This window comes from Mojavia sp. (genome assembly GCF_059505145.1).
Genome location: NZ_JCACKA010000110.1, coordinates 13,353 through 29,758 on the forward strand (window position 1 = coordinate 13,353; position 16,406 = coordinate 29,758).

Annotated in this window: 11 protein-coding genes and 3 pseudogenes; 5 read left to right on the forward strand and 9 right to left on the reverse strand. The window is 41.3% G+C overall.

Features of this window, described 5'->3' with window-relative positions; all coding sequences use genetic code 11:
- Position 1 precedes the first annotated feature (1 nt).
- From AC5JL8_RS29770 to AC5JL8_RS29785, 4 genes and pseudogenes are all read left to right on the forward strand, one after another.
- Positions 2–460, forward strand: coding sequence for an acyl-CoA thioesterase (locus AC5JL8_RS29770; RefSeq protein WP_495883287.1), 459 nt, complete (start codon positions 2–4; stop codon positions 458–460).
- 144 nt (positions 461–604) lie between these two features.
- Positions 605–1,144 (forward strand): hypothetical protein, encoded by a 540-nt coding sequence (locus AC5JL8_RS29775; protein ID WP_495883288.1) that lies wholly within the window; start codon positions 605–607, stop codon positions 1,142–1,144.
- 311 nt (positions 1,145–1,455) lie between these two features.
- A pseudogene (locus AC5JL8_RS29780) lies at positions 1,456–2,321 on the forward strand (ISAs1 family transposase); the annotation flags it as partial.
- 8 nt (positions 2,322–2,329) lie between these two features.
- A pseudogene (locus tag AC5JL8_RS29785) lies at positions 2,330–2,551 on the forward strand (IS66 family transposase); the annotation flags it as partial.
- A 13-nt stretch (positions 2,552–2,564) separates the two neighbouring features.
- Here AC5JL8_RS29785 and AC5JL8_RS29790 read toward each other — a convergent pair.
- The 9 genes and pseudogenes from AC5JL8_RS29790 to AC5JL8_RS29830 all read right to left on the reverse strand — a co-directional run.
- A pseudogene (locus tag AC5JL8_RS29790) lies at positions 2,565–2,801 on the reverse strand (helix-turn-helix domain-containing protein); the annotation flags it as partial.
- An 82-nt stretch (positions 2,802–2,883) separates the two neighbouring features.
- Positions 2,884–6,417 (reverse strand): WD40 domain-containing protein, encoded by a 3,534-nt coding sequence (locus AC5JL8_RS29795; protein WP_495883289.1) that lies wholly within the window; start codon positions 6,415–6,417, stop codon positions 2,884–2,886.
- 610 nt (positions 6,418–7,027) lie between these two features.
- Positions 7,028–8,428: an AAA-like domain-containing protein gene (locus tag AC5JL8_RS29800; protein ID WP_495883290.1), complete on the reverse strand. Its 1,401-nt coding sequence runs from the start codon at positions 8,426–8,428 to the stop codon at positions 7,028–7,030.
- Positions 8,429–8,918: 490 nt separating this feature from the next.
- Complete coding sequence (locus AC5JL8_RS29805) at positions 8,919–9,323, reverse strand: response regulator (protein WP_495883291.1); 405 nt, start codon at positions 9,321–9,323, stop codon at positions 8,919–8,921.
- Between the two features lie 129 nt (positions 9,324–9,452).
- The gene (locus tag AC5JL8_RS29810) at positions 9,453–9,830 is read right to left on the reverse strand and encodes a response regulator (RefSeq protein ID WP_495883292.1); all 378 of its coding nucleotides are present in this window, start codon (positions 9,828–9,830) and stop codon (positions 9,453–9,455) included.
- Positions 9,805–11,643, reverse strand: a complete 1,839-nt coding sequence (locus tag AC5JL8_RS29815) for a response regulator (protein WP_495883293.1) — start codon at positions 11,641–11,643, stop codon at positions 9,805–9,807. Before AC5JL8_RS29815 ends, AC5JL8_RS29810 begins: the two co-directional genes overlap by 26 nt.
- A 429-nt stretch (positions 11,644–12,072) precedes the next feature.
- The gene (locus AC5JL8_RS29820) at positions 12,073–14,094 is read right to left on the reverse strand and encodes an ATP-binding protein (RefSeq protein ID WP_495883294.1); all 2,022 of its coding nucleotides are present in this window, start codon (positions 14,092–14,094) and stop codon (positions 12,073–12,075) included.
- Positions 14,095–14,146: 52 nt separating this feature from the next.
- Entirely contained in the window at positions 14,147–15,049 is a 903-nt protein-coding gene (locus AC5JL8_RS29825; RefSeq protein ID WP_495883295.1) for a hypothetical protein, read from the reverse strand.
- Positions 15,050–15,170: 121 nt separating this feature from the next.
- Positions 15,171–15,413: a helix-turn-helix domain-containing protein gene (locus tag AC5JL8_RS29830; protein WP_495883296.1), complete on the reverse strand. Its 243-nt coding sequence runs from the start codon at positions 15,411–15,413 to the stop codon at positions 15,171–15,173.
- 167 nt (positions 15,414–15,580) lie between these two features.
- Between AC5JL8_RS29830 and AC5JL8_RS29835 the strand changes: the two genes are divergently transcribed.
- A complete protein-coding gene (locus AC5JL8_RS29835) occupies positions 15,581–16,357 on the forward strand; it encodes a hypothetical protein (protein WP_495883297.1) in 777 nt (258 codons plus the stop codon).
- Positions 16,358–16,406: the final 49 nt, after the last annotated feature.

A 16,406-nucleotide genomic window follows, 5' to 3' on the forward strand; every position in this document is an offset into this window, starting at 1 on the left:
AATGAAAGCATATGAATATGTACATATTGTGGGTTTTGAAGAAACAAACCTCGTCGGTAATGTGTATTATGTCAACCACTTGAAATGGCAGGGTCGTTGTCGTGAGATGTTTCTCAGGGATTATGCCCCTACAGTTTTGGCAGAGCTATCCCAAGGTCTAGCCTTGGCAACTGTTCGGGTGTCCTGTGAGTATTTTGTCGAACTTTATGCCTTCGATACCATCGCCATCCGTATGCGTCTGAAAGAACTGATCCAAAATCGAGTCACAATGCTGTTTGAGTATTGGAGATTGACAAATGGTAACGAAGAATTGATCGCTTGTGGGGAGCAGCAAATAGCCTGCATGAGACGAGAAGGAGAGCGAATGCTGCCAACACCTGTGCCAGCAGCACTGAGGGAAGCTTTACAGCCTTATGCCGACACCAGGATGGGTAGTGGTAAGCAGGGGGTGCTGGGGTAGCACTCAGCTTTCCCAACTTCCCCTACTTGCCTTCACCCAGAAATTTTGGGTTGGTCGAGTACTAAATTCACTAGGGATATATACTAAATCGCTCTCTGCGGTTATGATTCCCAGATTCAGATGATAAAAATGGAGGTTAACATTATGATGCTAGGTGGACTTTTGCCGGCGATCGGCTTGGAAATACCGTGCAGTTGCTATGCGGTCAACGTACCCCTACAAGTAAATGTCTTGGGGCTAATTACGCTGGACTTCAAGGGCGGGATCACCGTGCGAGTAGAGGGGAACCTCAGAGAAGGTCTCGGCGGTGTCAGGCTAAGGATTATCGGTCACGAGGTCTCGGCTGATAGTCCTGTGCTGGGTAGAGTTACCATCAGTCAGAGCGATATTGACGTAACACCACTCAGTCTGCTCGAACTCATCAAGACTCTCCCGCCGACCTTCCGGCAGACAATGTTTCTGGATTTCACTGCAACCATCGAGAAGCCACCTGGAGGCGGCCCGCCCTTAGTGCTGTCTAACACTAAGACAGCTGCACTGATCAACAACAACCTAATGCGGTTTCCACCGCAAGGTGAGGTTTACCAGTTGCAAGCACCCGTTGACCTCGCGCCTGTGGGTGCGCCGGATCAGGTCGTCGCCCAGCTCCAACAGTTCCCTGTCACGGTTACACACAACCCGTAACAAGCTGGACTGAGGGCTAGTGGTTTACCAACCCAATTTTGTGGTGTAGGTCGAGCTTTCTTGAGAGGTGCAGCAATCTTATCGCAGGGGGAGAGAGAACTATTTGACAAAAAGCTTTTTCTCCCCCTGCCACCCCAGCTACCTCCCAGGGCGAACGCATCTAAATATAGTACATAATTACTTAAGGAGAGATAAAGGCAGCGATTGCGCTAAAGCGCAGTGCCGGAGGCAATCGCTGATGGTATAGAGGTTGAGCAATGAGGCTTTGATGGTAAAGTCATTGTAAAAATAGTCATATTGCCCCAGTTTGCGTGAAGCTCAAACCCAAAATTACAATTGCTGACCATTTTGCTGAGATGTCAGACCCACGAATAGATCGTACAAAACGACATAAATTGATTGACATTTTAACCATTGCTTTGTGTGCAGTGATCTGTGGAGCTTCCTCGTTGGGTGGCAATTGAACTATATGGCTGCACGAAATATGAATGGTTAAAAACGTTTTTGGAGTTACCAAACGGTATTCCGTCACACGATACGGCAGTCGCCTCAACGGGGGGGAACCCCCGCACGGCGCTGCCTCACCTTTGTGCGAGTCTTTGCACAGTTAAACCCCCAACAGTTCCAAGAATGTTTTCTGTCATGGATGAGATCAATACAGAAGGTGACATCAGTGGAGATAGTAGCAATTGATGGGAAAACTTTATGTGGTTCTAACGATAAAGCATCCGGGCAAAGTGCGATTGAAATAGTTAGTGCCTGGGCAACGACAAATAGATTGGTATTAGGTCAGGTAAAAGTAGATTCTAACTCAAATGAAATTACAGCAATCCCAGAGTTATTAAAGGTGCTAGAACTGTCTGGATGTATTGTGACAATAGATGCAATAGGCTGTCAAAAAAATATTGTGAAGTTAATCGTCCAGCAAGATGCAGACTATGTAATTACCTTAAAAAAGAATCAAGGAAATCTTTATGATGAAGTAGAAAAACTAATCGATGAAGAGATAAGAGCAGGTTTCCAAGGATTAAAGCATAGCAAGTATAAAACAAAAGAATTTGGTCATGGTCGCCACGAAATTCGTCATTATCTAATGTTATCTAATATCCAAGAAAAGCTTGACCCAGATTTAGTTTGGGCAAAATTAAATAGCATAGGTATGGTGGAGTCTGTACGGGAACTAGAGATAACAATCAAGCCGAACGCTCTCTTCGTTTGGCTGTGACAAAACGTAAAGTTAGTGGTGGCTCCCGTTCGATGGCACGGTTTCAACACACTGCCAATTTGTTGACTGTGGTGCAGACTTGTCGCCGTCAAGGTCGGTCTGTGATTGATTTTTTTACACAAGCTCTAATTGCTGATTCTAATAATTATCTGTCTCGTCCTTCTTTGCTTCCGCAATATTAGACCTGAATCCTTACGATTCTGACAGCCCCCAATCTAACCCAATATGATAATAAGTGCGGTATTCTCTCCAATATTGAAGAACCATTAAAACTTGGTCTTCAATAATTAGTTTAGGACGGCGACCTGGCTTTTTTTTCTTTTTTTCATCAGCTTTAACTACATCAACCATAGAATCAAAGGTTTGACGGCTTACTCCACTCATGCGCTTAAATTTTCTCGCAGTAAGCTGTTTAGCTTTCTCTATTTTCACTGCTAATTAAGTTTCCTAATTGCAAATTGCCAAACCCTTAATTATACCACAAAACACTTTTGCAAGAGTTCTTGTAAATTGGCTAGCCACATAGGAGGCGATCGCCATTTTCCAAAGCTGTGTTAGTTTTCAAATAATCATGCACCAAACTGCAACCATAAGCCAGTGCATCTAATTTGAGAATTTGTGGTAAATTCCACAGAATCAGTGTATTGTCATCACCACCAGAAGCCAGAATTATTCCATCGCGGCTGATAGCAATTTTTCTAATAGCTGCGGTATGTCCAGTGAGAGTTGTAATTTCTGTACCATCTAGTTTCCAAAGCTTGACAGTTCCATCGCCACTCCCAGAAGCCAGTATTTTACCGTCGGGACTAAAGGCTATCCCCCAAATCGCAGCTGTGTGACCTTTAAAAGTTTGCAGCAACTTGCCCTCAAGTGTCCACAACTTAACAGTATTGTCGCCGCTTCCAGAAGCCACCATCTTACTGTCAGAACTAAAGCCGACTACCCATACTGCCGCCGAATGTCCGACAAAGGTTTTGAGTAACTTTCCCTCTAGCGTCCATAACTTCACAGTACCATCGCCACTGGCTGAGGCAACCAGTCGGCTATCGGGGCTAAATGCAACTTCCCAGATTTCGGCTTGATGTCCTTGAAGAATCTGTGGTGCAGGGCGATTTCTGTGCCATACCAAGACATTATTATCAATATTAGCAATAGCGATCGCTCGACCATCAGGACTCAACAGGGCTCCTGTCATTTTGCTATCAGGGTTTTTGTAACTAGCAATTAACTTACCATCTCGTCGTTTGAGTTTTATTGTCTCATCCTTACCAGGAAGAGCAATTAACTGATTATCTTCACTGAAAGAAACCTCAGAGACTGAGCTTTTTTGTGTCCAAGTGTCCTGTAATTTGCCTCCACAACTCCAAAATTTAACCGTATTTTCGTGGCTGGCTGTGGCAATGGTAGAACTGTCAGAAGCAATCGCTATTGACCAAATTCCGCCTCTATGGGCAATAACACGCTTTTGAAATGGATTTTCACTTTGCCAGAGTCTCACAAGGTTTTCTGCACCCGCCGACGCTATAAAGCTGCCGTCAGGACTAAAAGCCACTGCCCAAACAGATGCACTATGTCCTTTGAGTGTTCTTTGTTCTGTGCCATCAATGTTCCAAACTTTTATGGTTTTGTCGAGACTAGCGGAAGCAATCGTCTGACCATCCCGACTAAATGCTACTCTCGAAACTCCCGCACTATGACCTTTAAGAGTTTTATCAAGGCGATAACTGCTATCTGTACTATTTCGTTGCCAAAGTTTGACAGTTGCATCTTCACTCGCTGAAGCAATGGTCTGGCCATCAGGACTAAAAGCTACTCCCATCACCCAAGCTGTATGTCCTTGAAGAGGTTTTAGGGTTTTGGCATCCTGCCAGCCGGAGGTATTTTGTCTCCAAAGTTTTATTGTCCCGTCTATATTGGTAGCTGCCAGGGTTTGACTGTCAGGACTAAAAGCAACTCCCAAAAACCCAGCTTTATATCCTTGAAAAGTTCTTAGCACAGTGCCGTCTGGCTTCCAGACTCTCACCGTTGTGTCCCAACCAGCCGAGGCAATAGTTTGATTATCACGACTAAACGCTACTCCCCAGACTGAAGCAGTATGACCTTTAAATGTTCTCAAAATACGCCAGGATGCGTCTTTGGAATTGTGCTGCCAAAGTTTAACAGTACCATCCTCACTCCCTGATGCAAGTATGCGACCATCTGGGCTAAATTTAACTGATCTCACTGCTCCCTGATGACCTTTGAGAGTAGCAATTTCTTTACCGTCACGTTGCCAAAGTTTGATTGTTCTATCCATACTGGCTGAAGCAATCACAGAACTATCAGGGCTAACATCGACTGCCATCACAGCTGCTGTATGGCCGGCAAAACGATTGTATTCATCTGCACCATAAACTGCTTGCTGTAGTACATTTTCTACTCGTTGCTCTATATTTGTGTTTGGTGTACTGAGCTTTTGCAGCCTATGTTTGGCTTTAATCGCTTCTATCAGTGCATCCAATCGGCGATTTGAAGCAAATAGCCCTTCGGAAGAAGAAATTAACGCTCGAATTTCACTATTTTTGGCGGCAATTTCGCTTGTTTTGGCTTGGCGGTACAAAATGAAAGTTCCAACCCCCAAACTACTAGAGACTAGTAAGGCAATACCCCCAATGACGAGTAGAAATTTTTGCAGTGAAGCCGTTTGTTTCTCTTGTGCTAGTCTTGCTTCTACTTGTTGTGTCCGTGCTGCTTCAAATGCCGTTTGAATTTCGCGTTGTTCGTATTCGACACTGGCGACGAAAAACTTGTAATCTAAATCGCTCAGACTTTTGCCCTGTGACCAATTTTGTGCATCTTTAAGCGCTTGTCCCCGCAGTAAACGTGACTCATCTTGATAACCGGATGCTACCCAAGCATTGAACAGTTGCGAGTAAGGGCGGAGATTGTCTAATTGTCTTCTCACCCATTGCTCATTGAAAACAAGGCGATAAATCGGATTTTTAATTTTGAGATAGCCTTGGTGTCTCTCAACTAAACCAGATAACAACAGTTCTTTTTGTTCTTGAGTGTCATCTACTGCTACAGGTAGATTACTTCCTTGGGCTTGCAACACCTGCTGATAAATTCCTAATAATCTTCCGGCTCGTTGTTCGTTGAATAACAAGCGATCGCGAATTGTGCGAAGATGTTCGGGTTCATCTTTGGCTTCCCAATGCTGAATAATCTGCTTTTTTACTAGTTGTTCTACCCAATACCCTGCTGTGGCTGGCGGTAAATTAATTTGTCGGTTTGGTGTTTCTTGGGCAATTTGCACAACTAACTGACAGAGTTTTTGCGTCAAAAAAGGTTGCCCGCCTGTCCAGTCAATAATATTTTGTAATACTGCTTGCGGTTGGTTAACTACTTCTTCTAAGCCTTTAAGTAATGGTGCAGCTTCATCAAATGTAAAACCGTGCAATTGAATTGCCGTACCAATATTAAAAGGCGTGCGGCGTTTGTCAGCGATTAAATCCGATGGACTAGCTACACCAAACAGGGCAAATCCTAAGCGGTGAAATTTTGCGTCATTCGCTCTTTGGTTGTAACAATAACGAATCCAGGCAAAAAAGTCGCTTACTGAAAAACTTAAGCTCAACAAACTATCAATTTCATCAATAAAAATAAATATCCGCTCACTTGATTTTTGGGATAGTAAAATTTCTTCTAAAAACTGATTTAGTTTTTGTATAGACGAAAGACCTGCTTGCCTCTCCCACCATTGTTTAAAATTGACTTGGTGGTTTAAATTTAAGCCGTAAAACAGACTGATAATAATTCCTTTGTACCATTGTTCAGTTGTTGTATCCTCACTCCCCAAGCGTGTGACATCTATATAAATACAGCAATGACCTTCTTTTGTCAGATGAAAATTTGTCCGATGTAGTAGAGATGATTTTCCCATTTGGCGAGAATTAAAGACATAGCAAAAATTACCAGCCTTGAGTTCAGCATAGAGTTGTTTGTCCGCCTGACGGATAACATAACTCGGATCATCGCTAGGGAGACTACCACCAACCTGATATTTCATGATACTTTAGGCATCTAACATAGAAAATCTAGCAGCAAACAGTTTTGAAAGCCTCTGGGTATAAATGTTTTATGAAATGTTTTATGATTAGTTTGTATTCTAACCCATACTTCAATTTCTCTAACTTTTAAGTTTTACTTTTTATATTCAAATCTGTAAGAATTTAGCACCTAGTCCTCAGAATTCAGGAATCAGAATAATTAAAGAATAAAAATAAATATTTGATAAATAAATTTACTAATTCTTTAAATACTTATTCATTCTGACTTCTGACTCCTGGATGCTGAATTCTTACGGTCTTAAGTGTCTTAAATTTCTTTTATCTTTGAAAAAATTCTTTAACTGTCTTAACTGTCCTTGTATTTTTAGAAAAAATCTATAATTATATTGATAGTTGTATTTTCATCAATTCTCTAGCAAGATTAATACACCAGATTGCAGGTAAATGAGGTACAAATTTTAAGAACAAAGTCTACATTAAGAGCCTTTCAACCCTATTGCCCCTTTCCTGTTCTCTGCTGCCTATGTAGTTAAGCAAATTTATGCTTAGAAAAGGGATTTATTGTAATAAATCCCTTTAACTAAATAATTTAAATTTGATTCTGAATTATTAAGAAGCCATTATAGATAGCTGCTTGGCAAAGTAAGTACGGTATAGTTCGCAACGAGGTAAAATGTGCTCGCCTTCAAAAGCAATTAATCCTAGACTTTCTAGCTTATAAACATCCATCGTGTCAAGAAGTACGCCCTGTTGGCTATTAACCACCTCAGTATATAACCTGACTAGATGGAGATTAGCTTGCAGTTTTGCCCAGTGTTGCTGTAAGTGATAACGGTAAATGCCACCATTAGCGATCGCATCTTGGATGATATCTGTTAAAGTCGTAATCCCAGAACTGAGATAATATAGTGCTAGTTGAATCAGTGCTGGATGCCCACCAACAAGAGACATCAAACGAGCCGATTCTCTGCCACAAGTCCACTGCAACCCATATCTTCTAGCTAATTCTTCTACCTGTTGCGGCGTAAATTCATGCAGACGTATAGGTAGCCCAATATTAAAAGGCGAGCGGTTAATATCTAAAGAAATATATTGCTCTGTAGAGTAAACTACTATTAGCCTTAGCTTATGCCAATTATTATTTTGTCGTGCTTCTTCGCACCAAGAACGTAATAATGCAAAAAAGTCATGAGCAATGTGAGGATACTCAAAAAAACGCTCAACATCATTCAACACTAAAACTAAGGGACTGTGGCACTGTTCAAGAATATAGTTTTGCAAATATAAACTACAACTTAACTTACTACCAATTTCTGCTTCCCAATAGTTATCAAGATTAGAGTCAATATTTAATTGTTTAGCAATTTGGCAGCAGATACAACGCAATAAGCTATTTAAGTTAGTCAAACATTGTTCATCAATTTGGTTACAATTAAGATTAACTTTGTGATATTGTTGTGTATCGGCAAAGGCTAATAAGCGTAACGCCAAAGAAGATTTACCCATTTGTCTGGGGGCGCGAATCCTAATTATGCAACCATGTTGAGTTATTTCTCTATATACTAAATCTTCTATGGGCGGACGTTCAATATAAAATGGCGAATCTAGAGGCACAGCACCATCTGGATATGACAAACATTTTCTTACTTGTTCAGTAGAAGGTTGAGATATATTTTCTTGTTGTGGAAGAGAATTCTGTGATAAAAGCACAGACATGTCGGGTTCATTCTCTCCAGTTAAAACTGTATAATCTTTTTCATCTACTTCTAAATTAAACGCACTAAAACACAATTTCAAAGTTTTATGATCTACACTTGCACTCAAAGACCACAATCGGCTTAAAGTTTTAGTGGAAATATTTATCTGTCTGCTTAATTGTTCTAGAGTTAAACGATTACCTTTATTTTCTACTATTTCCCACGATAAAATTGCTTCCTGTAATCTTTGCAATCCCGTAGGAGTTAGTATAACTCCTCGTTTTCTCTTTGTTTTAGTTTGATGTAGTTCCATAGATTTTTTAGCAGTAACTTTTGTAAATGCAAAATTTACTAGGCCGATTTCTGGAATTTAATTACGCCGATAAATTATAGGTAACTATTTAATAGACGTGCATATTTGCACTAAATAATTTACACTGATGCAGTGTTTATAAAATGTTGCAAAACAAGATTTAAAACTTCAATATTTATTAAATTGAAGTTTTACTCATCCATATTTAATAAGCAGTGCTTGGCAATATTTGAGTTATTTAAATCTTTGTTTAGCTACAATTTTTAATTTGAGTTTCATTTAGGGTAAATTCTACTCTTTGTATTAATTTTATATTTAACTATACAAGAGTCATTCTGTCTGCTCGCTAATAATTTAATACTAGCCAGTAAAGCAGTTAATAAACTATTTATAGTTTTCAACAGTTTTTCCTCAATTCCTTCCTACCACACTACCAGATAAAAATAAGAAACTTATAAGGACGTTATAAGTTTTCTGATTTATAGAGAATTCATGGAGTTAGTTGATACTCTGGCTGTGAACTGTAACTTAAGGCTTGAGTAATCTGTTGGGGTAAAACTAAGGCATTGAAGGGTTTGGCTATTGCATCAACTACTCCTAGTTGCTGAAGTTGTTGTGCTGTGAAACAATCTGCTATCACACTTAATAAAATGACGGGAATATTTTTCCATGAAGAGTGTTCATGCAATCTGTATAAAAACGAGTTAATATCCATACCAGGCATAACAACATCTAGTAAGATAACATCAGGACATACTGTTTCTAGCTGCTTCAGTCCAGACTGCGCTGAAGCAGCAGTTAAAACATTCCATCCCATCAAATCATTTAAACAGATTTGTACAAGTTCTCGAATAGTAGATTCATCATCAATTAACAGTACCGTCTTGATTATCATGATTCAAATGCTTTAAAAGCCAAAGGTGATTCATGATGTAGTTTAAATCAAAAAAATAAGAAACTCATATGAATATAGTATGAAATAGGCAACAGTTGGAGTATAATACGCTCTACCCAACCTACGAGACTAATCATTCCAACCAAGCATTTGGGCTATCTGTGTGCAAATCAGTAAAGGGTTGAATGGTTTAGTAATGATTCCGGCTATATCTAACTGAGCAAAACGCTTGTAATCATTAGGTAAGACTTTGGCAGTGAGCAAAATGAGCGGAATTTGATGCGTTTTAAGATTAGCTTTGATTTGCTGATAAAATTGAAAGCCATCCATGTCAGGCATTGATATATCCAGGAGAATGACATCCAAAACATTTTCTTGGGCTTGCAAAAGTCCTTCATGACCTGACGGGACAGAGATGACTTCCCAACCGCCCAAATCTTCTAAGCAAGTGCAGGCAAGTTCTCGTAACGATTCTTCGTCATCAATGACAAGGATGCGTTTGCTCATAGTTCTGCTGGTGGACACTATAACGTTCAATCCGGCTGGTAACACGAGTTATTAACTCCGCCCCTACCACAGGCTTGCTGATAAAGTCATTGGCTCCTGCTGCAAACACCTGTTGAATTGATTTAGTGTCTGTATGGACAGTAATTACTAATATAGGCAAATTCCCCCAATGAGAATCTTGTCTGACTACGCGGCATAAGTCAATACCAGTATATGTTGGCATTTCTAAATCTATAATTAATAGGTCAGGAGTTATTTTAGTTAGCACTTCCCAAAATTTTTGGGGGTTTTGTAATGTGTTTACCGCCAGGCCCCAAGGTTGTAATAGATTGCTTAATATATCTAGCATTACCGGATCATCGTCGACGATCATCACCTTAGCTTGGCTGGACTGACCTTGAGATATGACTTGGGTAATTGTTTGAAATACTTGAGTAATAATTGGTTTACTCAAAAATTGTTGTATTCCCAAACGAGCAACAGCTACTCTATGTTCAAGATTGTCATGGTCTGCTAATACGATAATTGGTGTAGTAGGCAACTGCTGTTTCAGTTTTTCCAGCAATTTTAAGCTTTTTTGGCTTAATTTCTCCCCGTTGAGTTGGAATAAAATTGCCTTGGGAGAGTGAGAAACATTTTGTTGAATGTTCTCCCAACTAGCAGCTACTTCTATTTGCACTCCCCAACTAGTGGCTTGCATTTTCAGTTCGTTAGCGAATGATTTATCAACAACCGCCAGCACTAAAGGTAACTCAATTGATACCAGTTGTTCCACACTTAAAGGCATTGGAGGTTGGCTTAGTAAGCCTTTGAGTTGACTAATCAGTTGCGACAGTTTAACAGCATCTTCTACAGTTAAATCTTGCTCTTTGATTAGCAGATGTTCAATTGCTTGAGCTAACTTTGAACCTATTTCGTAACCAAACGAGCCTAATGTTCCTGCTAATTTGTGTGCTTCTTCGCTCGCTTGCTGCCGTATTTGGAGCGGCAATTGTCCTGTGTGCAAAGCAACTAGTTGTGCTTGCTCTAGCAAAGTTAGGCGTTGGGCAAACGTATCTTTGTAGCGTTCTATAGTTTTGTTAATAGCAGTGATCGCTTTTTGACGTTTTGCTTGAGCTTGTTCACTATCAGGTGTAGGTGGGGTTTTTAGCCGATAACCCAATCCATAAACGGTTTCTAGTAATTCCGCCGATATGCCTATATTCTTAAGCTTGTGGCGTAAGTCTTTAATTAAATTAGTGACCGCTCCTTCACTTGGTGTAGAATCAAATGACCATAGGTGATCTATGATGTCACTCCGGCTAAAAACACGTTGTGGATTACGTAAAAATAATCCTAGCAAGCTATATTCTTTAGGACTTAAAGATATAGGTTTTCCTTCATAGGTAACTTCTGCCGACACGGTATTGACGCATAAATTTCCCCAACTCAACAAGTTAGGTGTTAGCCCGGTTGTACCTCTGCGTAGTAATGCTCGTATCCGTGCTAGTAACTGGGCGATATCGTAGGGTTTGGTAACGTAATCATCTGCACCTGCATCTAATCCTCTTACTACATCAGCACTCTGATCTTTGGCAGTCAGTAAAAGAATCGGCGTTTGAATTCCTTGTGCGCGAAGTTGCCGACAAAGGTTAATTCCATCCAGTTTAGGAATTAGTAAATCTAACAATATCAAGTCGAAGTTCGATAAAGTTGCTAATGCTAAACCGTTTTCCCCATCTGCTGCCAGTTCAACTATATAATGTTCCGCTGTGAGAACTTCACTTAGTATGGTCGCAGTTGGTACATCATCTTCTACCAGTAGAATTTTCACAACTTCTACTATTTACTAGCTAATAATTGAGACGATCTAACACAGACATAGGCGCTGAAGTCTATAAGACTTTAACCTGCACCCAGCAAGTATTGTATAAATTTTTTGTCTATATTTTTTTAGAACAAAAATATAATACATCAATTTGCTTGATCAATCAAGACTAAATTTTGAAGGAGGCTTTTAAGTAGTTGGGCAAAATTAAATTCATTCATAGAGATAGGGGATAGGGAATAGGAAATAGGGAACCGAAAAACAACGTGTATAATTAATTCTGTCTAAGTACTTATGTTTTGTTCAGCTATAGGATTCAGAACCCTCCTGAAAAAGAGCGACCAAATTTTTAATTTGGTGAGGTGTTTCACCTCTGACGGTACGAGCGTTGTGTTAGGGGCAGTTTTTCACAAGCATTGCTGCCCCCTCCTGCCTTCAACGATGACCAAGATGCGTTTGTTCATTGTCTCTTGATGGTATTGGCAAAGTGAAATAAAATGTACTTCCCTCACCAAGAATACTTTCTGCCCAAATACTCCCATCATGCTGTTGAATGATGCTTTGGCAGATTGCCAAGCCCAGACCTGTTCCTCCCTTAGCACGCGCATCAGAGACATCAACCTGCTCAAAACGTTCAAAGATGGTTTCTAATTTATCAGCGGGGATACCTCGACCTTGATCTTTGGCGGCAAAAAGCACCCATTCACCTTGAGGTTGAGCAGACAAAGTAATCATCGAGTCACGAGGAGAAAATTTGATGGCGTTGCTTAACAAATTAGTGAGGGTTTGGATAATTAAGTCGGGGTCAGCCCACACGCAAGCATTAGTAGGAGTGGAAATTGTGATTGCAGATAAGCTCGCTATTGGTTGTAATCCTTCTACGGCTCGTTGCATTAAATCTGCGGCGTTGCAAACTTCTTTAACAAGCTGTACTCGCCCGGACGACAATCGCTCCAAATCCAAGATATCATTTACCAAACGCACGAGGCGATCGCTATTAGTTAAAGCTTGCTCAACCATGCGTTTAGCTTTTTGAGGTTTGTTGTCGTAGATACCACTGTTGAGCAGTCCTAAAAATCCTTGGATTGCTGTAAGTGGAGTACGAAGTTCATGGCTGACAATCGAAATGAATTCATTTTTCATTTGCTCTATAGCTTGCTGTTCGGTAATATCTTGAAAAATTAGCAAAATCGACTGGAAATTATGGTGTTCATCGTAGAATGGTGCTGTCGATACGCTGACCACCAGTGTTGAACCATCACGCTTACAATGGTAAGTCTCTACACCCGCAAACACTTCTCCCTTGGCGAGTGCTTCTGGATCTTGGCGAAATTGGTCTTGTTTGTCCTGGGGAATTATTGGTATCGGTTGACCTAAAACTTCAGCTGCACTCCAACCAAACAATTGCTCTGCTGCTAAACTCCAAAGTTGCACCGTCATGTTTGGTTGAATTACTACAATTGGTAACGGCGAAGCATTGATCAGTGTGGTTAAAGTTTGTAGCGTTTTTTGGAGTTCTTGTTGAACTTGCTTGTGTTCTGTGATATCCATATTCACCCCTATCAAACGCTCTGAGTGACCTAACTCACAAAACATCTTTGCTCTGGTTGCTACCCAGCGAATCCTGCCATCAGGAAGCATAATCCGCAATTCGGTGTCTAAGTCGGCACCGTGCGTGATTATTCGTTGTACGCTCAGAACTGCATCAGCGCGATCATCTGGGTGTATTAGTTTTAACCAATGCTCATAGCTATCCTCAAAACTTCCTCTTTCTAGCCCATATAATGCTTCCATTTCTTCTGTCCAGATCAATTCTTTGGTTTGGGTATTCAATTCATACGTACCAATTTTCCCTACTTGTTGTGCTAATACTAGCCGCTCACGACTTGCCAGTAAAGCAACTTCCGCCCGGTATCGCTCATCAATTTCTTGTTGTAACTGCTCATTTACTCTTACTAGTTGAGCAGTTCTATCCTGTACACGCTGCTCTAGTTCCTCTTGAAGTTGTCTGAGTTGTTTTTCAACCTGCAAACGTTCTTTAATTTGTGCTTGTAATGCCTTGTTTGCTTGTTTTAATTGCAACGGACTAGGCAATGCTAGTGCTTGTGGCATTAACGCTACGAGTTCTATAGCTGTAAATAATGATACAATCGCTGTTGCAACTTTCAGGATGCCTGATAGCCAATAAGTGGGATTCCACAGTGTCCAGATCTCGGCAATGTGCGTTGTGCCACAAGAAATTATAAAAGCGGCAAACAACAAGAATATCCACGAGAACGGTAAATCTTGTCGCTGGCGAACAAAGTAGAACAACGTCAAGGGAATTGAATAATAAGCTAGCGCAATGATAGCATCAGAAATTATATGCAACCACACTAACCCAGGCTTCCACAAGTAGCAGTGACCATGAGGAATGAATGAGCCAGTGCTAAACAAATTTACTACAAAGTCGTGCATATTACACAAGATTAAACTGACAGAAAAAATCAAACTTTGACACCATTAGTGGTTAATCGTATTCTTTTTCAATCACACTCAACAGCTTCTCTTCTACAGTAGTCAAATACGGTCGCTTCAGTTCCCCTAAACATTTCAAAACCGCCTCTGTTGGTGCTTCTAAGGAGCTATTTTCTCGCAGCCTACGAATGCGATCGCTTAGTAATTGCATCTGCTGACAATCTGAATCTGAGTAATTGAGCGGCTTGAGGTGGTCGATTCTCACCGTGTACTGTCCATCCCAAGCTGTCACTGTACAACTGAAGTCCCCCACATGGCTAATGATGCACCAACAGCCACCCTTACCCCTGAGTTCGGGATTATCTTTAGGTAGAATTTGGCATACTTCCCCCATACGGTAAGGATTAGGGGCTTTGACTCGTTCCATGATGCGCTGCACAACATCTTTGACTATACGACCGGATGGGATTTTACCACCTGCCTCCTCCACTGCCTGCTGCCAACAGCTACGTTGTTCCTCCAACTTCAAGGGAACTAAGGGTCTAACTTGCCGTTCGCTCGTTGGCAGGATTTGACAACCATTGGTTGCCAAATCTTTATCCACCATATTTTGACAACCATTGGTTGTCAGATTTTCGTAAACACCAGCTGCGGCAATCAAATAATTTGACTGTTGCCGACTATGCCCAAAGCGATCGCGGCAATACTCCTCAAATGTGCGATGCGCGGATCGGTATAGTCTGCGCTCGCGCAGTTCCATTAAAGCTTTGCCTGCTTCAAAGAATGCCCTCTCTACTTTGCGTTCAAGATTCAAGCGATCGCTCTGCTCTTGCTCGGTTAGTTCAGGTACTTCAACAGCATTTATATCAATAGTTACTAAAGCTGGGTTCTTTAGAGGTTCTGGATTACTAGATGCAGCAGAGGTGGTTTTTCTGCGTTTAGGTGGTTGGTTCATGCTTCCACCCTGATTAATTGTAATTGCTGAAGCGAGAACATCAATTTACGGCTGTAGCTAGAAGCTACAAGCACTCGTAAACAAAAACTAAAGGGAAAACCAAAAGATCAGGCTTGAGGACTTAATCATCAAAATTCACCCCCAAGTTAATACCAAGGACTCGTTCAATTTTCCTCAAAGTATCTTCTGGCAAAGCATCACGTATTCGCTCTCCCTCAATGTCGTGCCAGTAAGAGCGACTAATTTCAGCTTCTGCTGCCAGAACCTCAACTGAACGACCATCAGCTTTCCTAGCTTGTTTAATTTTTTCTCCTAAACCTTGAATTTCAATATCTGTGTAGCGTCTGATTTTCACTATGTCCACCTAAACCACCTCCTTTAATGTAAAACGTCGTCCTACACTCAATATATACTGTCGTGCATCAGTTGACAACTGTAGAGCGACAGTCTACAATAATAGTGTAGAGAAAGCACCCCCGACTGTCAATCTGAAGTGCTTTCTCTTTCCCTAAAAATTAGGAGATTTCCATCATGCCACAGATCACCCCCGCCCAGCAACCGCCCGTCCGTTGCACCCTACCGCACCTCAAAAGAATTGCTGCTGTCTGCGACGAACAAGCACTCGCTCAAGACGAACTGAACCAATACGTTGTGGAACAAGCGCAAGCGGTAGCACCAGAAGAACTGCAAATAGTTGACATATCTTTTTTCGACAAAGAATATTACGCAAGCGACAAGCTAATTGCCACCGTAACGCATGACGATGACGACTTTGTAACGCAAAGGTGGGTAGTAGTCATCAACAACGCAGAAGTATTTCGTGCAGCCACCCCAATGATTTGCCATCGATTCATTTGCATACATTACAAAGATGGCACATTACCTGTGCAGGAAGAGGCAGGGGGGCAAGGGTTCGCTTGTGCAGGGGAGGAAAATTCTTGCTCTGTTGCTTCTGCCACTACCGGAAATGAAATCATGTCCCAGATTTTCGATGCTTGTGAACAGCACGGTTTGGAACTGCTTGACGATGGAATCTACCAGAATGATGTGAAATTGGGCGAAGTGGGCTGCACAAACGGTGGTTGGTGGGTCATCCGCGCTTCTTCAGAACATCAGCAGAAGGTAGCATGTGAGTCTGCATCTGAGAGCGTGCGTAGATGCGAAGCAGCTTGTCGTGAGACATCGCTGTTGGTCAATCCTGTGTGTTGCGATGAACTCTTAGACAGGGCATTTGACGAACTGACGGCTGACGAATGGTGGAGGCTGCTGGAGTCTGAAGCGCACAACAGTGAGCTAATAGCCGCATAGGGAAAGAGTGGGCATCACACAATTCGCAATTCGCAATTCGCAATTCGCA